We start from the raw sequence: 22,533 nt of genomic DNA, 5'->3' as shown, positions 1-22,533 counted from the left end.
TCCGGACCGGGGAGGTGCGGGCGCCGATGAAGTTTTCAAAGCTCCGCATTGCCGGGTTCAAATCCTTTGTCGAGCCGATGGAGTTCATCATCGGCAATGGCCTGACTGGCGTGGTCGGTCCCAATGGCTGCGGCAAATCCAATCTCGTCGAAGCCTTGCGCTGGGTCATGGGCGAGAACTCTTATAAGAACATGCGTGCCTCCGGCATGGATGACGTGATTTTCTCCGGCAGCCTCAACCGACCCGCCCGCAACACGGCCGAGGTGACCCTGTTTCTGGAGAACAACGACCGGACCGCGCCGTCGGCCTTCAATGATGCCGATCTTCTGGAAGTCAGCCGCCGGATCGAGCGCGAGCAGGGGTCGAACTACAAGATCAATGCCAAGGATGTGCGCGCCCGCGATGTCCAGCTGTTGTTCGCCGACGCCTCCACGGGCGCCCGCTCACCGGCGATGGTCCGCCAGGGCCAAATCGGCGAGCTGATTGCCGCCAAGCCGACGTCCCGCCGGAAAATCCTGGAAGAAGCCGCTGGTATTTCCGGTCTGCACTCGCGCCGCCATGAAGCGGAAATCCGTTTGCGGGCCGCTGAACAGAACCTTGAGCGGTTGGAAGATGTGCTGGTTCAAATTGACAGCCAGCTCGACAATCTGAAACGGCAATCCCGGCAGGCTTCGCGCTACCGGAACCTCTCGTCAGAAATCCGCGGTGCGGAAGCTTCCATCCTTTATATCCGCTGGACGGAAGCTCGGGATGCCCTGGCCGGGGCGGAAAGCCAGTTTTCCGATGCCCAGAAACAGGTAAACGAAGCAACAGGCTTGCAAGCGGAAAGCGCCCGTATTCAGGCCATTGCCGCGCATAAACTGCCAGAGCTCCGCGAGGATGCGGCCAAGGCTGGTGCAGCCTTGCAGCGGCTTGTCATCGCCCGCAATGATCTCGATGCCGAAGAACGCCGGATCAAGGAGCGGCTGCAGGATCTGGAACGCCGCCTTGTGCAGCTTGCCGAGGACATCCGGCGCGAGCAGTCCATGGTCTCGGAAAATGACGAAGTGTTGGAGCGGCTGTCCGAAGAGCGCGCCGAGCTTCTGGAAGAAAACGAGATGGTCCACGACCGCACCGAAGCGGCCCGGGAAAAGGTTGCTGAGGCCGAAGAGGTGGTGCGGGGCAAGGAAGGTATGCTGTCGGAGTTGACGGCAGCTGAAGCGCGGGCCTCAGCCGAACGCCGTCAGTTGGAGCGGGCGGTTGCCGAAAGCCGTCAGCGCGCAGACCGGCTCGTGTCTCAGGCGCAAGAGGCTCAGCAAGCGTTGGCGGATCTGACAGCGCGCATGGACGCCCAAGACGGCGTTGCGGAACACCGTGAGGAGTTGGAGGTCGCGAGCGAGGCTTTGGCCGAGGCCGAAGCCGCAGTGGAAGAAGCCGAAGCTGCGACTGCTGAAGCCCGGGATAAGGAACAGGCGGCCCGAGCACCTTTAAGTGATGCCCGCGCGCTGCTTCAGGGCCTGCAAACCGAAGCCAGAACTTTGGAGCAGGTGCTCAATGTTCATAGCGAGGCGGATCACACACCGGTTGTTGAGCAGATCTCTGTTGAAACCGGATATGAAACCGCATTGGGGGCGGCGCTGGGCGAAGACCTGGATGCATCGCTCGATGATGCCGCTGCGGTCAAATGGGGCAGTGCCTTGTCGGGGGCGGCGGATCCCAGCCTGCCTGACGGCGCAAGACCTCTTCTTGAGGTCGTGGGTGCGCCAGTAGAACTGCATCGGCGCTTGTCACAGATTGGTTTGGTGTCTCAGGGCGATGGACCGCGTCTACGGGGAAGCTTGAAACCCGGCCAACGACTGGTGAGCCGGGAAGGGGACCTATGGCGCTGGGATGGTTTTGTGGTGGCGGCCAATGCCCCCACACCGGCAGCCCAAAGACTGGCCCAGAAAAACCGCCTGGCGGAACTCGACGATGAAACTGAAACTGCGCGGCAATCGGTAGAAGTGCAGCAACTGGCTTTAGAAGAAGCTGCTGCCCGCGTTCAGCAATCGGTGGAGTTCGAGCAATCTGCCCGCGGCAAAGTTCGTGACGGCCAGCGTCAGGTAACAGCGGCGCGCGAAGCTTTAGCATCTGCAGAACGCGCTGTCGCTCAGCTCGCTTCGCAAAAAGCGGCTGCCGAAGACAAAGCGCAGCGCTTATCCGAAGAAGCCGCCGAGGCTCGCGAATATATGGAAGAAGCGCAGGAGCAGCTGGAAGCTGCGCCTGACGCCACCAGCTATCAGGACCAGATTGCTGAGCTGCAGGGCGAGGTCGCGACGGCCCGTGCCGCGCTCGCCGAAGCCCGGGCTGTGTCGGAAGGCCTTTCCCGCGAACAGCAGATGCGCGACCGCCGTCTCGAGTCCATTGCCCGTGAATATGACAGCTGGAAAACCCGCGCGGCGAACGCCGCCCAGCAGATCGCTGTCTTGAGCGAGCGCCGGGAAGAAGCGGAAGAAGAGCGCGCGGAACTGATCGAGGCACCGGAAGACATTGAGATCAAGCGCCGGGAGCTTTTTTCCGCCATCGCCAAGGCTGAAGAAGCCAAGAAGGAAAAGGATGATCAGCTGAGCCAGGCCGAGCGGGATCTTTCCGACGTCGACCGGGCTGCCAAATTGGCCATGGAAGGCCTGGCGGGCGCACGCGAGCAAAAAATTCGCGCCGAAGAACGGCTAGAGGCTGCGCGTGAGCGCAAACAGACGCTGGAGCGGCGGATTGACGAAGATCTTGAAGTCTCCGTCGCGGCTCTACCGGAAATCGCTGGCCTGAAAGACGGGGCGCCGCTGCCGGATCCGGACGCTATGGAGAAAAAGCTCGATCGCCTCAAGGCCGAGCGTGAACGCCTGGGCGGTGTCAACCTGCGCGCAGAAGAAGAACTGCGCGAGGTGGACGAGCAGAAAACCACGCTGACATCGGAGCGCGACGATCTGATTGAGGCAATTCGCCGCTTGCGCACCGGCATCTCGAACCTGAACCGGGAAGCGCGTGAACGCCTGCTCGCTTCCTTCGAAGTGGTCAACGGTCACTTCCAGCGTCTGTTCACGCATCTGTTCGGCGGTGGAACGGCAGAATTGCAGCTGGTCGATTCGGATGATCCGCTGGACGCAGGCCTGGAAATCATCGCCCGCCCTCCCGGCAAAAAGCCGCAGACAATGACGCTGCTCTCTGGCGGTGAACAGGCACTGACGGCTATGTCGTTGATATTTGCGGTCTTTTTGACCAATCCAGCACCGATCTGCGTGCTCGATGAGGTTGATGCGCCACTGGATGACGCCAATGTGGAGCGCTACTGCGATCTTCTGGACGAAATGTGCCGGAACACCGACACCCGTTTTGTGGTGATCACCCACAATCCAATCACCATGGCGCGCATGAACCGGCTGTTTGGGGTAACCATGGCCGAACGCGGTGTTTCCCAGCTCGTTTCGGTGGATTTGGAGACCGCGGAACGATTCCGTGAAAGTGCCTAAACTGTGGTCGATTTCTGCTCCTTCGTAAGTTTCCCGTAAGACTTAGGTCATGGAAAATGTCTGAAAGGCGTAATTATTCAAAAATTTCAATGATTTAATTGAAATGTCAGTGTTCTTGACAGGTCCAAGGCCCCCGACTATGGTGCGCGCGGCTTAAGGGGGCGTCCTGAGGCTGGGTCTCACGGCTTGACGGGGGCGGGGAACAACATGAGTGGCTCTTCGCAAAACGGCAATTCTGATGACCTGGACAAGGTGGCCTCTGAGGCGGATCTGTCGGAACGGCGGGACCGTCTGAACCGGATGCTGGATGGCCAGCGCAAAGCTGAAGAAGCGGAGCAAAAGGCCAAGAAAAGCGATTCATCCGGCTATGGTCAGGCAATGAAACTCTCATCTGAGTTCATTTCCGGGATTGTGGTTGGTGGCGGTTTGGGCTGGTTCGTTGATCAGTGGCTGGGGACGACACCCTTCGGGTTGATTGTTTTCCTGCTCATTGGTTTCGCGGCGGGCGTATTGAACGTTATGAGGGCTGCCGGGCGTATTGCCGAGCCGGAACAACGGGTCAAACGTGACGATGCTGGCGACGGCGGATCAAACTGAGAGATTTGCGCTTTATTTCCTTAAAGCGCGCCCTTGAAATGTTTTGAGCGAAGAAGGCTGACCGGTGGCGAACGATCCGATCCATCAGTTCCAAATCCAGACCCTGTTCCCGATTGAAGTCGGCGGTATGGATTTCTCATTCACCAACTCTTCGCTGTTTATGGTTTTGACCGTAGCAGCAGCATCTGCCTTCCTGATCTTCACGACCAGCGGCCGCGGCTTGGTGCCGAGCCGGATGCAGTCGATCTCCGAAATGGCTTATGAGTTTGTCGCCGGAATGTTACGAAGTTCGGCGGGAACCGAAGGGATGAAGTTTTTCCCGATGGTGTTCTCGCTGTTTATGTTCGTTCTGGTTGCCAACCTTCTCGGCATGTTCCCGTACTTCTTTACGGTAACCAGCCACATCATCGTGACGTTCTGTCTCGCCATGCTTGTGATCGGAACGGTCACGATCTACGGCCTGATGAAGCACGGCATGAAGTTCTTCCACTTGTTCGCACCCTCAGGAGTTCCGCCGGTTCTCTTGTTGATCGTTGCACCGATCGAAGTGGTTTCCTTCCTGTCCCGCCCGATCAGCTTGTCCGTTCGTTTGTTCGCGAACATGCTGGCCGGTCACATCACCCTCAAAGTTTTCGCCGGCTTTATTGTTTCGATGGGCGCCGCTGGTGGCCTGTCTGCAGCCGGTGCAATCCTTCCGCTCGGTATGACGGTCGCATTGACCGCACTGGAGTTCCTCGTTGCTTTCTTGCAGGCCTATGTCTTCACGGTCCTGACCTGCATGTATCTCAACGACGCACTTCATCCGTCACACTAAGCAAAACTTGTCTTGCGGCGGCATGAAGGCCGCTGCTTGGTGAAATCTGAAATCTGCAAAACACTACGTAGGAGCACGTGTCATGGAAGCAGAAGCAGCAAAATACATCGGCGCTGGTATCGCATGCCTCGGCATGGGCGGTGCAGCTATCGCACTCGGCACCATTTTCGGTAACTACCTGAACGGCGCTCTGCGCAACCCGACAGCAGCTGACGGCCAGTTCGGTCGCCTGGTTTTTGGCTTCGCCGTTACCGAAGCTCTGGGCATCTTCTCCCTGCTGATCGCTCTTCTCCTGCTCTTCGCTGTCTAATTCTCTAATCCTTAGAGAGTTATGACGCGTTTCCGGGGGCGGCGTCTGCGCCGCCCGATCGGATTTTGGAGATAGGATATGGCAGGCAACGCCGAAACTAATACGGAAGTTCACATTCCGGCTGAAGAGCACGGTGCTGGCTTCCCGCCGTTCGATGCAACGACCTATTCTTCGCAGATCCTGTGGCTGGCCATTACCTTTGGCTTTTTCTACTGGATGATGAAGAACGTGGCTGTGCCTCGGATTGCAGGTATCCTGGAAGATCGCAGGGACCGCATTGCCGGTGATCTCGGCGAGGCCAACCGCCTCAAGGAAGAAACCGACGCTGCGATTGCAGCTTACGAGCAGGCTTTGAGCGAAGCCCGCAGCAAGGCGCATGGCATCGCCCATGACACGCGCGCCAAGCTGAAGGCTGATCAGGAAGCCCGTCGTGAGAAGGCGGAAACCGAACTCGCCGACAAACTGAGCGCGGCTGAAGCGCACATTGCCGGGATCAAGACCGAAGCCCTGTCCCAGATCGGGGACATTGCCGGAGAAACAACCACAGCGCTCGTTGAGCAGCTGATGGGCAAAGCTCCGACCAAGACCGATCTGACCAAGGCGCTGAAGTCGGCAATGAACTGAGGAGACCATCATGGATGCTACTTTTTGGGCCCTGGTCGGTCTCGTTCTGTTCCTTGCACTGATCGCTTATTTGAAGGTTCCGGGCAAAATGGGCTCGGCGCTGGACAAACGCGCTGACGATATTCAGAAGGAATTGGACGAAGCGCGCAAGATGCGTGAAGAAGCCCAGGAACTTCTGTCGGAATATCAGCGCAAGCGTCATGAGGCCGAAGGTGAGGCGGAAGCCATCATCGCGGAAGCCAATTCCGAAGCTGAGCGCCTGACCCTGGAAACCAACCAGGCACTTGACGAGATGATCGCGCGCCGCACCAAAGCTGCGGAAGACAAGATCGCTCAGGCCGAGACCCAGGCGATCGCCGAAGTCCGCGCCAAGGCTGCCGACGTTGCTGTCGCTGCTGCTGAAACGATCCTGACCTCCAAGGTCAAGGACAAAGTGGCCGACGGCATACTCACCAAGAGCATCGCTCAGGTGAAGGAGCAGCTGAACTAAGTTTCAGCGTTCCGGCATAAAGATCAGAAAAGCGGCCTTTGCGGGCCGCTTTTTTTGTTTCTGTAAGCTTACTCCACACTAATCGGTAACCGCTGCCCAATTTCCTCTTCCTGAGGAAGAAGGTGCCCGATGTGCAAAGGAGAGATGTTGGGCGTGAGGAAATGTTTGGCCTTCGACCCAACCACTTTCAATGGGAGAGGTGTTTTAGTGAAGGTGCAGGCGCCTGGAAACAATTGGAATTAGCCTTGTTGTTTCTCCATGACCACCAGCGGTGTTTTGCCGTTGTCCATTGCCTCTCCGGTCACCTGGTAGCCGAGGCTCTCATAAAGCCGGATGTTGCCGGCGCTTTTGCCGCCGGTGATCAGTTTGAACTTACCGCTTTTCGTAAATTGCTCTTCTGCAGCCTGCATCAGGCGGCGGCCAATGCCGCGCCCTTGATGCCCGGGCGCAACGAACAGACGGCCGATATGGCACGTGTTGCCATCTGAGCGGATCCGAACTGAGCCAAGGATTTCCGGCCCGTCCTTCGCGACCAGAAACAGGTGGGTCGAAAAGGCTTCCGTCAGCTGGTCCAGCGTTTCCACCATCGGCGTAATCAGCATGTCGCCATTCAGCTTTGCTTCCTGGTGAAAGGCGATTTTTTGCAAGCTAAGGATCGCGTCGGCATCGCCCTTTTCTGCTGTTTCGATGGTGATGTTCATTTTGTCTTCCGGTTGTGTTCGATTGTTCTGACTTGCAAGTTTGGTGTTTCGTGCCGGTTTTTCCATGATCACCATTTCGATTTTTGCTGTCATCTGATCACGGCCGGTGATTTCATACCCATGCCGGCGGTAGAGGCTGATGTTGCCGTGACTGGCGCTGCCGGTGAACAGCGCGAACGTGTCAACGGTTTGGAATGCGTCTTCCGCTGCACGAAGCAGGGAAGATCCAATGCCCTTTCCTTGATAGCCTGGAGCTGTAAACAACCGTCCAATCCGGCAGACACCGCCATCAAGTTTTGCCCGCACCGAGCCAACCAGATGCTCGTTGAGAAGGGCAACCAAAATGGTGTGGGTTTCGAGCGCTGATAAAAACGCCTCTTCCGTTTCATTAAGAACGGGCAAAGACCAATCCTGATAACGTTCAGCTTCGCTGACGTAAGCGTCCTTTTGACGTTTCAACAATTCAGCACTATCGGCCGGAGTGGCTTGACGTATTTCCAAGGGATAACTCATCGGCTCTTCACTGTTCTGCCGCCAGCCGCACGGGTTTGAAACTCATCCGATGATGCTCCGTCGGCCCCAAATGACTGAGCGTTGCCTGATGGGCCGGAACGCCATAGCCCTTGTGCTGGGCAAAGCCGTAGTCCGGAAACTCCTCGTCAAGCGCGACCATCATTCTGTCCCGTAAAACCTTGGCAACAATGGAGGCTGCAGCGACGCATAGGCAACGCCCGTCTCCCTTGATCAGCGCTTGTCCTGGCTGTTTTAAACCGGGAGGGACGTCACGGCCATCGACCAACACATAGTTGGGTACCACCGGCAGGCCGTTGACTGCCCGTACCATTGCCGACAGGGTCGCAGTGCGGATGTTCTGCCGGTCGATCGTGGCAGGTGAGGCGCTGGCCGCACAGACCAACGAAGAGGCCAGAATCTCTCCAAACAGTTCTTCCCGCTTGGCCTCGGACAGCTTTTTGGAATCATTCAGACCCACTGGGACATTGTTGTAGTCGAGCATCACAGCAGCCGTCACAACAGGGCCGGCCCAGGGTCCACGTCCGGCTTCATCCACACCACAGATCAGGCCGTCAAACGACCTGGCATGTGTTGTTTCAAGTTTGAGATCCGGGCCGTCCGGAAAGGCGAGGTCGAAGAGGGAAAGGTTTTCGGTCATTGGCGGAGATGGAACGGAAGCCGGTTCTGGAGTTTTAGGATGTCTAAAAGTGGTGTGCGTCAGCAGTAAACCATCGGCAGAAAACCGATGGCAAGACCCTTCGTCCATCCCTTATATCTGGACAGAAATCACAATTTGCTGCGGCCGCCTATCCCATTAGACTCATCTTCGTCAAAGAGACATATGGTATGAAGATGTATCGCAGACGGATTTGCCTCTTTTTGCCGGTGATTATGGTTTTCACGCTGGCGGTGAAAGCCTACGCGGAGGACGTGCGTCCCGTTTTTGTGATCATGCAGCAGGAGCCTTATGCCTACCTTGATGGCAAGGGCGAGACTGCCGGTTATCTCTTCACGATTGCAAATATGATCCTGAAAGAGGCCGGTTATCCTGAAAATGCCCGAATAGCTCCGATCAAACGCATGATTAGCGATGTTTCAAGCGGTGCGGCGGATTGCACAATCGCAGCAAGTTCTCCTTTTGCCCGCAAGACCTTCACCCAAGTGGAGCCGATTGGCCACATGCTGAATGTCGGAATCATGCCGCGCAAGGGAATCATTCTGAGCTCGTATGAAGATTTGAAGGGCTTGAGAATTGGTGTTCCGAGTGGAATGAGCATCGGCGATCCGTTTGACAGTGATGCTACGCTTAACAAGGTCCCCACACCTGACTATGAAAAAAGTTCCTTGATGCTGGCGTACGGCCGGATCGACGCGATCATGGGGGCCACTGAAAGCATTCGCTTCAGCGCCTATAAGAAGGCGGGTATTTTGCGGCCGATCTTTGGGGAGCCGCTTGTTACCCAGAAATATCCAAAAATGCTCATGTGCAACAAGGATTTGCCCGGCGACGGGTATGTGCTTCGTTTGAAGGAAGCGACGCAGAGGCTAAAGGCTCGCGGAGAAATCCAGGATGTCATCCGCGACTTTTTCTCTTTCAAAATCAGCGACCGCACCCAGCTCCAGTGATGTCTTACCGGTCATTCAAAGAGGCTCAATTGAACCCCGCCCTTTTGCGGCTGGATGAAATGGTCTGTTGAGAGTTTCTTCTTGCGCAAGTTCAGGCCAAACCGTTTGGCGGCCAACGAAAAGCGTTTTGAAATCTGATCGGCGTAGGGTCCGCGTCCGCGCATGCGTTCCCCCCATTTGGCATCATAATCCTTGCCGCCGCGCATGGAGCGGATCAGGTTCATGACATGGCGGTAGCGGTCCGGACGGTTGCGGAGCAGCCAGTCGCGAAAGAGTTCGGACACTTCCAGCGGAAGGCGCAGCAGGATGAAGGCCGCTTCACTGGCGCCGTGATCTGCCGCGGCCTCCAGTAGGCCTTCAATTTCGCTGTCGGTCAGCGCCGGTATGATTGGGGCCATCATCACTGACGTAGGAATACCGGCTTCGCTCAAGGCTTTGACTGCGGCAAGACGTTTGTGGGGTGCAGATGCCCGTGGCTCCATCGTCCGGCAGAGTTTTTTGTCCAGCGTGGTCACCGACAGGGCGACCTTGACCAGATTGCGTTCGGCCAGCCGCGCCAGCACCTCAATGTCCCGCGTGACCAGAGCCGATTTGGTGACAATCGCCACCGGATGCCCGCAAGCCTCCAGAACGTCCAGGATCTCGGGCATCAGTTTGTAGCGGCGTTCCATCGGCTGATAAGGATCGGTGTTAGTGCCAATCGCAATCACCTTCGGCTGATACCCCGGCTTGGAAAGCTCCCGCTCTAAAAGCTGGGCTGCGTTTGGTTTGGCGAACAGCCGGGTTTCAAAATCGAGCCCCGGCGACAGGCCCATAAAGGCGTGGCTGGGTCTTGCAAAACAATAGATGCAGCCATGTTCGCACCCCCGGTAGGGGTTGATGGATCGGTCGAAGGAAATATCCGGCGATTCATTGCGGGTGATGATCGTTCGGGCGCGTTCTTCTTGCACTTCCGTTTTGAGAGGGGGGAGTTCATCGAGACTGTCCCAGCCATCATCAAAAGCCTCGCGGGAGAGCTTCTCAAACCGGCCGGACCGGTTGGTTGCCGCAGCCCGTCCCCGGCGCCGGTCTGCAGCAAGGTGGCTGGTATCGGTCACGTCACCACCGCTTGAGGTGGAAAGTGGGTCGCTAGGCTGTGCGAGGGTCATAAACTGCCGACTCTTTATGAGAACATAGAGAGAACATTAGTCAGTTTCAGCGCCGGAACAAGCCCCTTGCTCGCACTTTCAAAAGTTTCGTGGCATAAAAAGGGTCATGATTAGTGTCATAATTCCGACCGAGAATTCCGAGGTGGACCTAGTTCACGCTTTAGCCGCGCTGGTACCAGCTGCTGCTGAAGGCGTGGTCCGCGAAGTCATCATTGTGGATGGCGGCTCGACCGATAACACCGATAAGGTCGCCGATGCCGCTGGCTGCACCTTCGTGACCCATGAAGGCCCGCGCAGCGCACGTCTTGCCTATGGAGCCAAAATCGCCAAACGCGGTGACTGGCTGTTGTTCCTTCAGCCTGAAACCCTGCTGGAAAGCGGCTGGCATCATGAGGTTCAGGCGTTCATCGAACGGGCATCGCGAACACCAAAAGGCCCCAAGACAGCGGCTGCGTTCCGCTTGCGGTATGAAGCTTTCGGCATGGGCGCACGGCTTTCTGAGAAGATTGCCTCCGTCCGCAGCCAGCTGCTCGGCATGCCCTATGGCAACCAGGGGCTTTTGATTTCGCGCCAGTTTTACCAAACGCTCGGCGGCCACCGGCCCTTGCCGGATCTGGAAGACTTGGACATTGCCAAACGCATCGGCCGTGGCCGTATGGTTTTTTTAAGGGCAGCAGCGGTCTTGTCCGGCGAACCGGGAGACGAGGCGGCGTCTTCCGGTCTGCGTCCTGCTCTTGCCCGGTTTGCCATCGGGGCCCTGCGTTTACCGGCCAGCGTGGCGGTCAAACTGCACGGGTAATGGATTAACTCGCGCGCGTATTCTCCTGGAAGGTGGTATCGATAGGAAATACCACTTGGAGGCAACTGTGCAGACTGTTTTGATCATTGGTGCAGGTGCTGGAATTTCTGGCGCGGTTGCCAGGCGTTTCGGGCGAGAAGGGTACAAAATCGGTTTGGTGGCCCGGTCGGCCTCTGCTCTTGAACTGCAAAGCAATAAGCTGACAGCGGCTGGCATGGCGGCGTGTTTCGAGACGGCAGATGCAGGTGACCTTCCCAGGCTGCAATACGCGATTGAGCGATTGACAGAACAGCTCGGGCCTATCGATGTTTTGATCTACAATGCATCCGTGATGCGGCCCGCGTCTCCACTTGAACTGTCCACAGAGCAGCTAAGCCACGAGTTTTCAGTCAACCTTCTCGGTGCTTTTCAAGCAGCTCAGCAGGTCGCCCCTTCAATGATCAAGCGTGGATTTGGCGCAATTCTCTTTACTGGAGGCGGACTGGCGCTTGAACCCTATCCGGAATGGACCTCTCTTGCTCTTGGTAAGGCGGCTTTGCGAAGCCTGTCCCTATCTCTTTATAAGGAGTTATCTCCAAAAGGGGTGCATGTCTCGGTCCTGGCAGTCTGTGGGATCGTGGAACCGGGCGGGCCCTTCGATCCGGATATCATCGCTGCCGAGTATTATCGGGTCGCGACGGCCCCCAAAGGAATAGAAGACCGGGAAGTCATTATTCAGCCCGACGGGACGGATGTTTTCTACAACGATCCAGACCGGCGACATGCGGGTACGACGTTGCCACCTTCCCATGTCCGGGAGACGGTGAAGCCTTAGAAAAATCTCGCAAGGCGATCATGGCGCGACACTGGGTTTTCGCATGCAGCCTTATGAAGGAACAGCGCAAATTGGTCGCCGAATACCCATATAGGCTGAGGTAACCCGGAGATTGGGACACTTAGGATTTTGGATCTTCAATCAAAACGCAGGATTCTAACAGATGATCAAACTCGACCACATCACTGTTGTCCCGCCAACGCTGACTGAAGGGGTGCGGCACGTTCAAGACTGCCTCGACATAGAGGTGCCATTCGGAACGCGTCACGAATACATGGGCACCCACAATCACCGTCTCCAGCTCGGCGATGGGATTTACCTGGAAATCGTCGCGTTTGACCCGGATGGGATCTCACCCAGACATTCGCGTTGGTTTGGCCTCGACGATCCGAAAACCGTGAGATCTAGTTGGGACGCGGGCCGGCGGCTCAGGGGCTGGGTTGCGAGTACAAATGACCTGCGATCTGTCCTTGCAAAACATGGCGCGATTTTCGGAAACGAGGTTCCTCTTCCACCGGAAAACCCCGTGTTCGCTTTTGCGATCCCGGAGGGCGGGTCCCTGCCTCTCGATGGTGCAGCGCCATCCTTGATTGATCATCGCGGCGCACCGACCTCAAAAGCGGAAATTCCGGATAGGGGCGCGGTTCTCCGGTCGATGACGCTGGAACATCCCGAGCCTGAGGCAATTGAAAGGCTGTACAATGAACTGGAGATTGATCGCCCACCGCGGATCGTCACCGGAACCGAGGTCCGCTATCGGGCGGAAATCGAGACACCGAGGGGATTGAAAGAACTGACTTAATCCACTCAGTATCTCGGTAGCAAAAACTCTTTGGCCGATGCGTGTTGCACCGGCCAATAATACCAAAAATCACGCTGCGTAGAGTGATCCAGTCCGCGTCTTCAAGAACGCATTGAGCGGAATGTCTTCCTGTTTCAGGAACCCGTTTTTCGGTAGGGCACCGTCACGGACCATTTCGATGACCGCAACGACAGAGGCGGATGTGGTCCAGGCGATTGCGGTGCGCATCTTGCCTCCGATCTCGATCGGCTTATAGGCACGGACAAATTCTTCCCGGCGCGGGCGGCCGTCGATCGTGCCTTCGGACGCCACATGCACATAGACCACATCATTGTCGGTCGGCGGTTTGGCATGAACGAGAATTTCGCCGGCTTCATGCCGCCGTTCGCGCATCAAAAGCTCGTGGAAGAAGAAGTTCATCAGATCCGCATGGCCGGGATAGCGCATGGTCTTGTAGTCAATGTTCGCGACCTTTCCGAGATAGGTTTCGCACATGGTGCCGAGCCCGCCGGACGTTGTAAAAGCTTCCAGCTTCATGCCGTCGATATAGATGGTTTCCAGCCACTCCATCGGTGAGACCCATTTGCGCACGCCGTCTTCGATCACCTCGCAGTCGTTGAGGTATTCATTGACGACACCGTCCGGCGACCAATTGAAGGCATAGCCCATCAGGCCGGTCGGGTTCTGCGGCAGGGCGCCAACGCGCATTCGGCAGGACCGGCACTCGTCGAAATCGGAAATCTGGCTGGCGCCGACAATGCCGACGAACCCGGGCGCAAGACCGCATTGCGGCGCCATCAGGCCCTTGGCGGTTTCGCTCATCTCAATGATCGCCTTGGTGGTCGGCACATCTTCTGTGAGGTCGAAGTAGTGGATGCCGGCGGCATGGGCGGCCGTCGCGACACCGACGTTCAACTGGTAAGGCAGACAGGAGAGAACCGCGTCCACCCCCTGAAACATTTTTAGAAGTCCATCGTAAGCCTTCAGATCCGCCGAATGAACCGCAAACGGCAGGTCTTCGCGCGGCGTATGCTGGTCATAAGCGTGAACTTCAAACCCGCTGTCGTGCAAAAGACGGGCGGCGAGCGCTCCGACCTTGCCGAGGCCCAAAACGGCGATCTTTTTCATATGTCCTCCTTGGCGGACCGCATCTCCCGTCAGAGAAACCCGCGTCCCGATCCGCCGCGTATCAAAAACCTGGCTTCCCTCTGGCCGGAAGCCCATAATGTCTCATTAGGTCCTGAGTCCGCGTCAATCAAAATGGCAATAATTCTTGCAAATCGGGATTTTTTTATCAAAATGTGAGAATCAAAATTTGGTATGTCGTTGGGCCTGTCTAGCCAGGTGAAGCCGAAATGGTTTTGAAGAGTTTCCGCAGGTATTTGTCATCCCAGCGCAGGCTGGGATCCAGTACGCTTAAGCGTGTCATCTCTTTTCCAAAACCAAGTCAATAGGATACTGGGCCCCAGCCTGCGCTGGGGCGACAAATTGAGTCGGGAAAAGCTGATAACTAAGCTCTGGCGAAAGTAGAAAACTTAATGGACGATCTGGACCATCGGCTATTACATCTTCTGACACGCGATGCGCGGGCTTCGGTGACCGATCTCGCCGAAACGCTCGCTGTCTCCAGAGGAACGGTGCAGAACCGCATCGACAAGCTGTTGCACCAGAAGGTGATCCACCGGTTCACGGTTGAGTTGGGGCAAACGGAAGAAGATCATCAGATCAGTGCCTTTACCCTGATCCGGCTGAAAGCCGATGACGGCCGGGCAACCCAGGCCGCGCTGCGGCGGATCGATGCGATCACCGATATTCACACGCTCAGCGGCAATTTTGATCTGGTCGCTGAACTGCGCGTCCGGTCGCTGAAGCTTCTCGACAAGACCTTGGACCAAATCCGGGCCCTTCCAGAGGTGGCAGAAACCCAAAGCCATATTCGTTTGGCCTCTGCCTCAAAGCCGTAAACTAAGATATTTGTCAAAGGTTAGGTTCGGCACTATGAACACCACGAGTGTCGGTGAGGACCAAAAATGGCGCGCTTAAAAACGGGCGACAAGCCCGCAGATATCCGCAGAGCAGCAGTCAACGTTGTTGTTGAGGTTGGATCCTCGGCAGCCTCGATCAACACAATCGCAAAGCGGGCCGGACTGTCAGTTGGAACAGTTTACCGTTACCACGACAGCAAGGATGCCGTCCTCAGGTCGGTGTTCTTGGAGATCAAACGCGACGTCCATCGACTTTTGATGTCCGCAGCAAAGGCGCAGAGCACATCCCAAGACAAGCTTCGTGCGATGTGGTTTGCCCTGTTGGACTTTGCCCACAATCATCCTCAAGATTTCGCTTTTGCCGAGGTGATCCTCAATACATCCGTCCTGCTGCCGGAAGAAGATGCGGTAATCCAGGAAATGGCTCAGGATATCGGACAGATCATCGAGGCTGCGATCACCGACGGCACTTTGCGGCCAGCAAATGTCCGGGCGATTAATACCGTTCTTTCCGCGCCGGCTTTACGGTTAGGCCGGCAGACCGCCATGAGCGGGGTGGCACCAGACCCAGATTTCGCAGAAGAAATTTTTGATTTGTGCTGGCGGGGTGTTGCGGCTTGATCTATATAATGAGCAATCGCTCATTAATTTAAGACTGGCCGTGACCCATGACATATCTCTCAAAATTTCTCGCGGGTGTGGTTCTGTTATGCACCTCAGCGCAGGGACATGCCCACATGACCGAAAACGACATTCGCAACGGTTACATGGAGCATGCCGCCAAGGTGCAGTTTTACCGCTGGTTTCAGATATACGAACGCCCTGAAGGTGGCATAGGGAATGCGTTGGATATCCTGAGCAAAGATGTCCAGGTATCTTCTTCCCTTGGAACCGCAAACGGACATGAGGAATATGAAACTCGCGTCGACCAGTTGCCTAAAACCTGGCGCAATTCACACCAGGTGACATCTTCCAAAATCACGCATATGGCCGACGGTTCGATGAACCTGACCGCTACAATCATCTATCAAAACCTGGGCATGCTGGATGAGGACGCTGTCCGCCAGGCGGAGCTCGCCTATTCTGTTTCATTTGCGCCGCAGAACAGCGGATTGCCACTCATCACAAGTGTTGAGATCAAGCCTGTCAAAGAAGTGCCGGGCGATGACTATGCGGATGCCTATCCGGAAAACCGGATGCGCAGCCTGGTTCACGCCTGGTTGAGTTTCATCGAGGATCCAGATCGCGATCCAAAACCGATGCGTGAAATCCTGGCCGATGAATTTCAGCTGAACTTTTCCAGCGGCCCGATCCGGTCTTTTGAGGAGTTTAAGGCCTGGCTGGCAGGTCCGGCATCCCAGGTTGAGGCCAGCACCCATGTCCTTGAGAATTTCTCTGTGAATGGCAAGGACGGCCTCTACACAGTGGCAGTCGATTTCGATTGGGCTGGTCTCTTGCCAAATGGCGGCGAACTGGTTGCCAAAACTCGGCACACATGGGCCGTGACCAACGATGTCAACGAACGCTTTGCCCGCATCAAAACGATGGACGTGGAAATCCTGGAGCCGTTCCGGCCCAAGGAAAAGTGAGGTTTTGAGACCTCATTTCATTGAAGAGCGAAACCGCCCAGGCGGTAACCGGACCAATAGTAATGCCGAAAATAAAGAGGGCCCCGGTTCTGCGCTACGCAGCGGTCCGGGAAGCGGGAGGTGGCTGAAGCGGAAAGCCCTATCCGTTGGCCTCGGCCGGGAAACCTTAGGGCGGGAGCCAATTGCCTAGAGAGTGATTTCCATGCGGACTGACGGAAACTGTACCCCGCCGGGCAATTCGATCATACAAGTCTCTTTCGTGATGAAACCGCACGACTTGTAAAACGCTTCGGCGTTGAGGGTCGAGTAACAGTTCAGTTCCTGGAGCCCAGCACGACGTGCCGCTTCAAAGCATCTATCCATCAGCGCTCGCGCCACGCCTTTACCCGTGTACTCCGGGTCCGTTCCAAAGTGCCGGATGTTGCCATTCGCCGGTGTTTCGTCTCGTGCCGTCGGTGAGTGTTTGGTCCAACCGCCGGCACCAATGAGTTTCCCGCTGTTTGTTTCGGCAACATAATAGGTGCCAGACGTGAGCAGCTTCGGTTGCGCCTTTGTGATCAGAGGCAAAGCGGCACTGAGCAGTTCGGCGCCATAGACCTGAGGCAACAGCGCTCTGTAGCTCCGGCTAAGTAGGCCAGAGACAGAAGTCTCGTCCGAAGGGTCCGCAATGCGGGTTTGGAATGTCACCTGCGTTATGCGCTTTGCAGTTTGCCGCGCTTCAGATGTTCATCCAGACGGGGCATGATTTCCACGAAGTTGCAGGGCATGTGGCGGTAGTCGAGCTGCCACTTCAAGATGCCGTCCCAGGCGTCCTTGCAGGCGCCTGGCGAGCCGGGCAGAGCGAAGATGTAGGTGGCTCCGGCCACACCGCCGGTTGCCCGGGATTGAATGGTTGATGTGCCGATCTTGTCATAGGAGATCCGGTGAAAGACTTCCGAAAACCCGTCCATTTTCTTTTCAAACAGAGGTTCCATCGCTTCCGGCGTCACATCCCGGCCGGTAAAGCCAGTGCCGCCGGTGGAGATGATCACGTCCACACCGCTGTTGGATATCCAGTCCTTCACCACCGCCTGAATAGCCGGCACGTCGTCCGTGACGATCTTGCGGTCGGCCAACTTGTGGCCGGCCTTTTCTAAACGGTCCACCAGCGTGTTGCCCGACCGGTCTTCTTCCAGTTTCCTTGTGTCGGAGACCGTCAGAACGGCAATGTTGAGCGATACGAATGGACGGCTTTCATCGATACGGGACATGGGCGGCTCTTCTTTGCATTTGGTCGCCTCACCCTGATCTCACGAGTGATGCGCAATCTAGACATAGGCGATTGAGGAAGCTGGTGCCAGAGAAAGGGGCAGGATGCGTCATGCCGCCACGGTGAGCGGTATATAAGGGGCCTAGCCGCTGCGGGTACTATAACCATCAACTCCTCCGTCATGCCATGACTTGATCATGGCATCCATTCCGTTTCCTTGCCCCAAGTAAGGCTGACCGAAGGGAGACAGAACGGCATGGATCACCGGATCAAGTCCGGTGATGACGGTGTCGCGCGTTGCGAGCGTTTCGATCCCCTTCACCCGCCAGATCTTACATAAAAATGAAATAAAATTACAAAAAATAACAATATTGAGACACTTGCATTCAAATTAGGTCAGTATTATTGACTTAAATATAGAGCGTCACAAAACACAATCGAGCCAAACATGATGACCTGGGATGCCGTACTGGCAACACGCGCTAAGCGGATGAGCGCTTCGGAAATCCGAGAACTTTTGAAACTGCTTGATCAGCCAGACATCATTTCCTTTGCTGGCGGCATTCCAGATCCTGCATTGTTTCCTTCAGAGGCTTTCAAAGAAGCTTATGGCACGGTGCTCAGCGGCGAGGGGGCATCAAGCGGCCTGCAGTATTCGGTCAGCGAGGGCAATGTTCGGCTGCGCACCTGGCTGGCGGGTGAAATGGCCAAGCTCGGCATTGACTGTACTCCAGACAACATCCTGATCACCTCCGGGTCCCAGCAGGCGCTCGATTTCATCGGCAAACTGTTTTTATCGGCCGGAGATACGGCGCTTGTCGGCTGGCCGACCTATCTTGGGGCGCTCCAAGCCTTTAACGCCTATGAGCCGAATTACGACCGCCTGGATCCGATGACCAACCGGTCTGCCGGCGATTACCGGACGGCGGCTGCAGCAGCAGGCGGATCGGTCAAGTTTGCTTATCTGTCTCCGGACTTTGCCAATCCGACAGGGGAAACCCTGGATGAAGCGGGCAGAACGCGCCTGCTCAGTCTGGCGGACGAGCTGGAGTGTGCTGTGATTGAAGACGGCGCTTATCAAAGCCTTCGATATGACGGTGAGCCGGTGCCGCCGGTTTTAGCGCTCGATTGCAAACGGTCCGGCGGTATTGAAAACACCCGTACGCTGTATTGTGGCAGTTTCTCCAAGACCCTGTCACCAGGTTTACGGCTCGGCTGGGTTTGCGGCGCAAAGGACGTGATTTCCCGCTTGGTTCTTTTGAAACAGGCCGGGGATTTGCACTCGTCCAGCCTCAATCAGGAAGCCATGGCCCATGTGGCCGAAACGGTCTTTGAGGCGCAGGTCGGCAAAATCCGGAAAACCTACCGCGAGCGGCGGGACGCCATGCTAACGGCCTTGGAAAACCATATGCCCTTCGGTACCCGTTGGACCCGTCCGGAAGGCGGCATGTTTGTCTGGGTGGAGCTGCCCGAAGGGATTGATGCAGCCGCCCTTTTGAAAACGGCGGTGGAAGAGGCGAAAGTGGCCTTTGTACCCGGAAAGGCGTTTTTTGCAGATGGCAGCGGCACCAACACCTTGCGCCTAAGCTTTTCGGCAACACCTCCTGAAAAAATAACCGAAGGTATCTCTCGCCTCGGTGAAATGCTTGCGAAAACTGACAGGTGCGGGGTGTAATCGGCTGAATACCGGCCGACACCAATTAGGAGGCAGTTATGGCTCTGACGGACCCGATGGACATTTATTGTGAACGGATCGGTCCTGAATTCTGGTCTGAGCCTATTAATGCAGTCACCAACGCTGCTTTTTTCCTTGCGGCCGGTGCAGCGTTTTTGCTTTGGCAGCGCAACACCCCAAGGGATTGGCCCGTTCTCTTCCTGATCGGTGTCGTCATGGCAATCGGAACTGGGTCATTCCTGTTTCACACCGTCGCGACCCGATGGGCAGTGTACACGGACACCATTCCGATAACGGTTTTCATCCATGTATATATGCTGTTGGCCCTGCGCCGGCTTCTACAATTACATTGGGTCATCTGTTTCGCAGTCGTCATTGGGTTTTTCATGCTCGCACCGGTCGCTGGGCAAATCTGGGCGCCTTACTTTGGCGGTTCAGCGGCCTATGTCCCCGCCGCGTTGGCAATCTTCTTGATCGGCGGACTGCTCTTTCGCTTGGATCGGAGGCTGGGAAGCCAAGTCCTCCAAATCGGGATACTGTTTACCGTTTCGCTAACTATTCGCGCGCTTGACGGGCCGTTATGTAATCAATGGCCGCTGGGAACACATTTCCTGTGGCATATCCTGAATGGCGTCGTGCTCTTTGGTTTATTACGGGTTCTCATTTGGCATCGCGCCGGGTAAAGGTCAGATATTAATCATAAAGTCTAACAGGTCATGGCCGGGGGCATCCGGTTCAGATACCGGTATCTGACGAGTGACCTAAGGGAATGTCAGGAAGACAGGGAAAAGGCATGAGCGATAATATAAAAACAGAAAGCGATTTGACCGAAGCAGCCCTTTTCTTTCACGAACACCCCAAACCCGGAAAACTGGAAATTCAGGCAACCAAACCGCTCGGCAACCAGCGCGACTTGGCGCTGGCCTATTCGCCGGGTGTTGCCGCCCCATGTCTCGAAATCGCTGAAGACGAGACGAAGGCGGCCAATTACACCGCCCGAGGCAATCTGGTTGCAGTAATTTCCAACGGTACCGCCGTTCTGGGGCTTGGCAACATCGGCCCGCTCGCCTCCAAGCCGGTGATGGAAGGCAAGGCGGTCCTGTTCAAGAAATTTGCCGGGATTGATGTCTTCGACATTGAGGTTGACGAAACCGACGTAGACAAATTCGTAAACGCAGTGTCCGTGCTGGAGCCGACGTTTGGCGGTATCAATCTGGAAGACATCAAGGCGCCTGAGTGCTTCATGATCGAAGATGCCTTGCGTGAAAAGATGAACATTCCGGTGTTCCATGACGACCAGCATGGCACAGCAATTATTGCAGGTGCTGCGGTTCGCAACGGCCTTCAACTGGCCGGCAAGAAGATCGAGGAGGCCAAGATTGTTGCCTCCGGTGCAGGTGCTGCGGCGCTTGCGTGTCTGAACATGCTGGTCACGCTTGGCGCAAAACGCGAAAACATCTGGGTCACCGACATCGAAGGCGTCGTCTACAAGGGCCGTGAGGCCTTGATGGATCAGTGGAAAGAAGTCTTTGCCCAAGACACCGACAAGCGGACCTTGAACGACGTTATCGACGGCGCGGATGTGTTCTTGGGACTGTCTGCCGCCGGCGTTCTAAAGCCGGACATGGTCAAGAAGATGGGCAAGGGGCCGCTGATCCTGGCGCTTGCCAATCCCAACCCGGAAATCATGCCGGAAGACGCCAAAGCTGTGCGCGACGACGTGGTCATGTGTACCGGGCGCTCCGATTATCCCAACCAGGTCAATAACGTCCTGTGTTTCCCATACATCTTCCGCGGCGCACTCGATGTCGGGGCGACGACCATCAACGAGGAAATGAAACGCGCGGCCGTTGAAGCGATTGCGGGTCTTGCTCAAGAGGAGCCCTCGGACGTTGCCGCCCGCGCCTATGGCGGTAAGACCGAAACCTTCGGCCCGAATTACCTGATCCCGTCGCCTTTTGATCAGCGTCTCATCCTGCGCATCGCGCCGGCAGTGGCCAAGGCTGCCATGGATACCGGTGTTGCCACCCGGCCGATTGAAGACTTCGACGCCTATCATGACCGGCTGAACCGGTTTGTCTTCCGATCCGGCCTGATCATGAAACCGATCATCCAGAACGCAGCCCGGGATCCGAAGAAGATCATCTATGCGGAAGGCGAGGACGAGCGGGTGCTGCGCGCGGCCCAGGTGCTTCTTGAAGATGGCATTGCTCAGCCGATCCTGGTTGGCCGGCCGGACGTGTTGACCGCACGCTGCGAACGCTTCGGCTTGAAGATCCGTCCGGATGTCGACTTTGAATTCGTCAACCCGCAGGACGATCCGCGCTACCGCGACTATGCCGATGAATATCTGGAGTGTGTTGGCCGCAAGGGCATGCCGCCAGATGCGGCGAGAACTGTGGTGCGGACCAACCAGACGGTCATTTCGGCGATTGCGGTGCGCCGCGGTGACGCCGATGCTCTGATCTGCGGTCTGGAAGGCCGGTTCACCAAACATCTGCGTGACATCCGCCAGGTGATCGGCGTGTGCGACACAGCACGGGATCTTTCCGCCATGTCGCTGTTGATCAACAGTCGGGGCGCTATGTTCCTGTCCGATACTTTTGTGACCGAAGATCCGACTGCAGAAGAAATCTCGGAAATGGCCGAGCTGGCGGCTCAGGAAATCCGCCGCTTCGGCATTGAGCCGAAAGTGGCACTGCTATCCATGTCGAACTTTGGCTCCCGGGACACAGCCTCGTCGCGGAAAATGCGCGAAGCCTTGGACATGATCTGGGAACGCAACCCGGAGCTGGAAGCTGATGGCGAAATGCACGGCGATTCAGCCTTGAGTGTCGCTCTGCGCGAGCGGGTCATGCCGAACAGCAAATTGACTGGCGAGGCCAACCTGTTGTTGTTCCCGAACCTCGATGCGGCCAACATCGCGCACAACCTTTTGAAGGTGGCGACCCAGGCGCTTCACGTCGGGCCGATTCTCTTGGGCGCAGCAAAACCGGCGCATATCCTGACCCCGTCGGTCACTTCGCGCGGCGTGGTCAATATGTCGGCGCTGGCCAGTGTCGAGGCGCAAACAAAGGCTCCGGAATAAGCCAAGGCTGACAGCGTTCTCTGACCCATCGAACGTCATCCTCGGCCCAATGCCGGGGATGATGTTTTTTTGAGTCCGTGCTGACAACAGCCGAGTTCGTCCGGCCTGAACAGAGCGGCAATTTGCACCTTGTCAGCCCGATGATCCGGGAATAACCAGAGCCTTATCTTGAACATACAGCCAGCGGACCCTTCCTCTTCGCTGATGTTTTTCAAAGCCAACTG

At 56.5% G+C, this 22,533-nt stretch carries 23 protein-coding genes; 16 read left to right on the top strand and 7 right to left on the bottom strand.

Annotated elements, in window-relative coordinates:
- The first annotated feature begins 26 nt into the window (after positions 1 to 26).
- From smc to ACOOFE_RS21220, 6 genes are all read left to right on the top strand, one after another.
- The gene (smc, locus tag ACOOFE_RS21245) at positions 27 to 3,485 is read left to right on the top strand and encodes a chromosome segregation protein SMC (RefSeq protein ID WP_420411915.1); all 3,459 of its coding nucleotides are present in this window, start codon (positions 27 to 29) and stop codon (positions 3,483 to 3,485) included.
- A gap of 207 nt (positions 3,486 to 3,692) precedes the next feature.
- The gene (locus ACOOFE_RS21240; RefSeq protein WP_420411914.1) at positions 3,693 to 4,082 is read left to right on the top strand and encodes an AtpZ/AtpI family protein; all 390 of its coding nucleotides are present in this window, start codon (positions 3,693 to 3,695) and stop codon (positions 4,080 to 4,082) included.
- A 64-nt stretch (positions 4,083 to 4,146) separates the two neighbouring features.
- A complete protein-coding gene (locus ACOOFE_RS21235) occupies positions 4,147 to 4,896 on the top strand; it encodes a F0F1 ATP synthase subunit A (protein ID WP_141188202.1) in 750 nt (249 codons plus the stop codon).
- 82 nt (positions 4,897 to 4,978) lie between these two features.
- Positions 4,979 to 5,206: a F0F1 ATP synthase subunit C gene (locus ACOOFE_RS21230; protein WP_008191441.1), complete on the top strand. Its 228-nt coding sequence runs from the start codon at positions 4,979 to 4,981 to the stop codon at positions 5,204 to 5,206.
- 78 nt (positions 5,207 to 5,284) lie between these two features.
- Positions 5,285 to 5,830, top strand: coding sequence for a F0F1 ATP synthase subunit B (locus ACOOFE_RS21225; protein ID WP_141188201.1), 546 nt, complete (start codon positions 5,285 to 5,287; stop codon positions 5,828 to 5,830).
- Between the two features lie 10 nt (positions 5,831 to 5,840).
- Positions 5,841 to 6,320 (top strand): F0F1 ATP synthase subunit B, encoded by a 480-nt coding sequence (locus tag ACOOFE_RS21220; RefSeq protein WP_209010822.1) that lies wholly within the window; start codon positions 5,841 to 5,843, stop codon positions 6,318 to 6,320.
- A gap of 239 nt (positions 6,321 to 6,559) precedes the next feature.
- Here the strand turns inward: ACOOFE_RS21220 and ACOOFE_RS21215 are convergent, their stop codons facing one another.
- Positions 6,560 to 7,534 carry a GNAT family N-acetyltransferase gene (locus tag ACOOFE_RS21215; RefSeq protein ID WP_420411913.1) on the bottom strand — a complete coding sequence of 325 codons (975 nt, stop codon included), beginning with the start codon at positions 7,532 to 7,534 and terminating at the stop codon, positions 6,560 to 6,562.
- Between the two features lie 7 nt (positions 7,535 to 7,541).
- The gene (locus tag ACOOFE_RS21210; protein WP_420411912.1) at positions 7,542 to 8,192 is read right to left on the bottom strand and encodes a ribonuclease HII; all 651 of its coding nucleotides are present in this window, start codon (positions 8,190 to 8,192) and stop codon (positions 7,542 to 7,544) included.
- Positions 8,193 to 8,380: 188 nt separating this feature from the next.
- Between ACOOFE_RS21210 and ACOOFE_RS21205 the strand changes: the two genes are divergently transcribed.
- Positions 8,381 to 9,160: a substrate-binding periplasmic protein gene (locus tag ACOOFE_RS21205; protein ID WP_420411911.1), complete on the top strand. Its 780-nt coding sequence runs from the start codon at positions 8,381 to 8,383 to the stop codon at positions 9,158 to 9,160.
- Between the two features lie 11 nt (positions 9,161 to 9,171).
- Here ACOOFE_RS21205 and ACOOFE_RS21200 read toward each other — a convergent pair whose 3' ends face one another.
- The gene (locus ACOOFE_RS21200) at positions 9,172 to 10,308 is read right to left on the bottom strand and encodes a PA0069 family radical SAM protein (protein ID WP_420411910.1); all 1,137 of its coding nucleotides are present in this window, start codon (positions 10,306 to 10,308) and stop codon (positions 9,172 to 9,174) included.
- A gap of 106 nt (positions 10,309 to 10,414) precedes the next feature.
- Between ACOOFE_RS21200 and ACOOFE_RS21195 the strand changes: the two genes are divergently transcribed.
- The 3 genes from ACOOFE_RS21195 to ACOOFE_RS21185 all read left to right on the top strand — a co-directional run bounded on the left by ACOOFE_RS21195 (position 10,415) and on the right by ACOOFE_RS21185 (position 12,723).
- Positions 10,415 to 11,107, top strand: a complete 693-nt coding sequence (locus tag ACOOFE_RS21195) for a glycosyltransferase (protein WP_420411909.1) — start codon at positions 10,415 to 10,417, stop codon at positions 11,105 to 11,107.
- Between the two features lie 67 nt (positions 11,108 to 11,174).
- A complete protein-coding gene (locus tag ACOOFE_RS21190; RefSeq protein ID WP_420411908.1) occupies positions 11,175 to 11,921 on the top strand; it encodes an SDR family oxidoreductase in 747 nt (248 codons plus the stop codon).
- A 163-nt stretch (positions 11,922 to 12,084) separates the two neighbouring features.
- Positions 12,085 to 12,723: a VOC family protein gene (locus ACOOFE_RS21185; RefSeq protein WP_420411907.1), complete on the top strand. Its 639-nt coding sequence runs from the start codon at positions 12,085 to 12,087 to the stop codon at positions 12,721 to 12,723.
- Between the two features lie 69 nt (positions 12,724 to 12,792).
- Here the strand turns inward: ACOOFE_RS21185 and ACOOFE_RS21180 are convergent, their stop codons facing one another.
- Positions 12,793 to 13,851, bottom strand: coding sequence for a saccharopine dehydrogenase C-terminal domain-containing protein (locus tag ACOOFE_RS21180; protein ID WP_420411906.1), 1,059 nt, complete (start codon positions 13,849 to 13,851; stop codon positions 12,793 to 12,795).
- Positions 13,852 to 14,261: 410 nt separating this feature from the next.
- Here ACOOFE_RS21180 and ACOOFE_RS21175 point away from each other — a divergent pair, with 410 nt between their 5' ends.
- From ACOOFE_RS21175 to ACOOFE_RS21165, 3 genes are all read left to right on the top strand, one after another.
- Positions 14,262 to 14,687: an Lrp/AsnC family transcriptional regulator gene (locus tag ACOOFE_RS21175; protein WP_420411905.1), complete on the top strand. Its 426-nt coding sequence runs from the start codon at positions 14,262 to 14,264 to the stop codon at positions 14,685 to 14,687.
- A gap of 66 nt (positions 14,688 to 14,753) precedes the next feature.
- Positions 14,754 to 15,329, top strand: a complete 576-nt coding sequence (locus ACOOFE_RS21170; RefSeq protein ID WP_420411904.1) for a TetR/AcrR family transcriptional regulator — start codon at positions 14,754 to 14,756, stop codon at positions 15,327 to 15,329.
- Between the two features lie 116 nt (positions 15,330 to 15,445).
- Positions 15,446 to 16,297: a nuclear transport factor 2 family protein gene (locus tag ACOOFE_RS21165; protein ID WP_420411903.1), complete on the top strand. Its 852-nt coding sequence runs from the start codon at positions 15,446 to 15,448 to the stop codon at positions 16,295 to 16,297.
- Between the two features lie 186 nt (positions 16,298 to 16,483).
- Here ACOOFE_RS21165 and ACOOFE_RS21160 read toward each other — a convergent pair whose 3' ends face one another.
- The 3 genes from ACOOFE_RS21160 to ACOOFE_RS21150 all read right to left on the bottom strand — a co-directional run bounded on the left by ACOOFE_RS21160 (position 16,484) and on the right by ACOOFE_RS21150 (position 17,868).
- Entirely contained in the window at positions 16,484 to 16,984 is a 501-nt protein-coding gene (locus ACOOFE_RS21160; RefSeq protein ID WP_420411902.1) for a GNAT family N-acetyltransferase, read from the bottom strand.
- A 5-nt stretch (positions 16,985 to 16,989) separates the two neighbouring features.
- A complete protein-coding gene (gene moaB / locus ACOOFE_RS21155) occupies positions 16,990 to 17,547 on the bottom strand; it encodes a molybdenum cofactor biosynthesis protein B (protein ID WP_420411901.1) in 558 nt (185 codons plus the stop codon).
- A gap of 141 nt (positions 17,548 to 17,688) precedes the next feature.
- The gene (locus ACOOFE_RS21150; protein ID WP_420411900.1) at positions 17,689 to 17,868 is read right to left on the bottom strand and encodes a hypothetical protein; all 180 of its coding nucleotides are present in this window, start codon (positions 17,866 to 17,868) and stop codon (positions 17,689 to 17,691) included.
- 126 nt (positions 17,869 to 17,994) lie between these two features.
- On the opposite strand from ACOOFE_RS21150, the gene ACOOFE_RS21145 reads away from it, so the two are divergent.
- The 3 genes from ACOOFE_RS21145 to ACOOFE_RS21135 all read left to right on the top strand — a co-directional run bounded on the left by ACOOFE_RS21145 (position 17,995) and on the right by ACOOFE_RS21135 (position 22,309).
- Entirely contained in the window at positions 17,995 to 19,221 is a 1,227-nt protein-coding gene (locus ACOOFE_RS21145) for a PLP-dependent aminotransferase family protein (protein ID WP_420411899.1), read from the top strand.
- A 38-nt stretch (positions 19,222 to 19,259) separates the two neighbouring features.
- Positions 19,260 to 19,904, top strand: coding sequence for a hypothetical protein (locus ACOOFE_RS21140; protein WP_420411898.1), 645 nt, complete (start codon positions 19,260 to 19,262; stop codon positions 19,902 to 19,904).
- A gap of 110 nt (positions 19,905 to 20,014) precedes the next feature.
- The gene (locus tag ACOOFE_RS21135; protein WP_420411897.1) at positions 20,015 to 22,309 is read left to right on the top strand and encodes an NADP-dependent malic enzyme; all 2,295 of its coding nucleotides are present in this window, start codon (positions 20,015 to 20,017) and stop codon (positions 22,307 to 22,309) included.
- Positions 22,310 to 22,533 lie beyond the last annotated feature (224 nt).

Source organism: Roseibium sp., from assembly GCF_965216085.1.
In the GTDB taxonomy this organism is placed as follows: Bacteria; Pseudomonadota; Alphaproteobacteria; order Rhizobiales; family Stappiaceae; genus Roseibium.
The sequence above is the reverse complement of the archived record's forward strand: the minus strand, read 5'-3'. Positions and strand labels throughout refer to the sequence as shown.

Bases quoted from the DNA above. Each gene is read 5' to 3' on its own strand.
- moaB (WP_420411901.1), bottom strand. From the start codon at position 17,547: ATGTCCCGTATCGATGAAAGCCGTCCATTCGTATCGCTCAACATTGCC.
- ACOOFE_RS21180 (WP_420411906.1), bottom strand. From the start codon at position 13,851: ATGAAAAAGATCGCCGTTTTGGGCCTCGGCAAGGTCGGAGCGCTCGCC.
- ACOOFE_RS21175 (WP_420411905.1), top strand. From the start codon at position 14,262: ATGGACGATCTGGACCATCGGCTATTACATCTTCTGACACGCGATGCG.
- ACOOFE_RS21240 (WP_420411914.1), top strand. From the start codon at position 3,693: ATGAGTGGCTCTTCGCAAAACGGCAATTCTGATGACCTGGACAAGGTG.
- ACOOFE_RS21225 (WP_141188201.1), top strand. From the start codon at position 5,285: ATGGCAGGCAACGCCGAAACTAATACGGAAGTTCACATTCCGGCTGAA.
- ACOOFE_RS21135 (WP_420411897.1), top strand. From the start codon at position 20,015: ATGAGCGATAATATAAAAACAGAAAGCGATTTGACCGAAGCAGCCCTT.
- ACOOFE_RS21215 (WP_420411913.1), bottom strand. From the start codon at position 7,534: ATGAGTTATCCCTTGGAAATACGTCAAGCCACTCCGGCCGATAGTGCT.
- ACOOFE_RS21220 (WP_209010822.1), top strand. From the start codon at position 5,841: ATGGATGCTACTTTTTGGGCCCTGGTCGGTCTCGTTCTGTTCCTTGCA.
- smc (WP_420411915.1), top strand. From the start codon at position 27: ATGAAGTTTTCAAAGCTCCGCATTGCCGGGTTCAAATCCTTTGTCGAG.
- ACOOFE_RS21210 (WP_420411912.1), bottom strand. From the start codon at position 8,192: ATGACCGAAAACCTTTCCCTCTTCGACCTCGCCTTTCCGGACGGCCCG.
- ACOOFE_RS21195 (WP_420411909.1), top strand. From the start codon at position 10,415: ATGATTAGTGTCATAATTCCGACCGAGAATTCCGAGGTGGACCTAGTT.
- ACOOFE_RS21170 (WP_420411904.1), top strand. From the start codon at position 14,754: ATGGCGCGCTTAAAAACGGGCGACAAGCCCGCAGATATCCGCAGAGCA.
- ACOOFE_RS21230 (WP_008191441.1), top strand. From the start codon at position 4,979: ATGGAAGCAGAAGCAGCAAAATACATCGGCGCTGGTATCGCATGCCTC.
- ACOOFE_RS21185 (WP_420411907.1), top strand. From the start codon at position 12,085: ATGATCAAACTCGACCACATCACTGTTGTCCCGCCAACGCTGACTGAA.
- ACOOFE_RS21145 (WP_420411899.1), top strand. From the start codon at position 17,995: ATGATGACCTGGGATGCCGTACTGGCAACACGCGCTAAGCGGATGAGC.
- ACOOFE_RS21140 (WP_420411898.1), top strand. From the start codon at position 19,260: ATGGCTCTGACGGACCCGATGGACATTTATTGTGAACGGATCGGTCCT.
- ACOOFE_RS21165 (WP_420411903.1), top strand. From the start codon at position 15,446: ATGACCGAAAACGACATTCGCAACGGTTACATGGAGCATGCCGCCAAG.
- ACOOFE_RS21205 (WP_420411911.1), top strand. From the start codon at position 8,381: ATGAAGATGTATCGCAGACGGATTTGCCTCTTTTTGCCGGTGATTATG.
- ACOOFE_RS21200 (WP_420411910.1), bottom strand. From the start codon at position 10,308: ATGACCCTCGCACAGCCTAGCGACCCACTTTCCACCTCAAGCGGTGGT.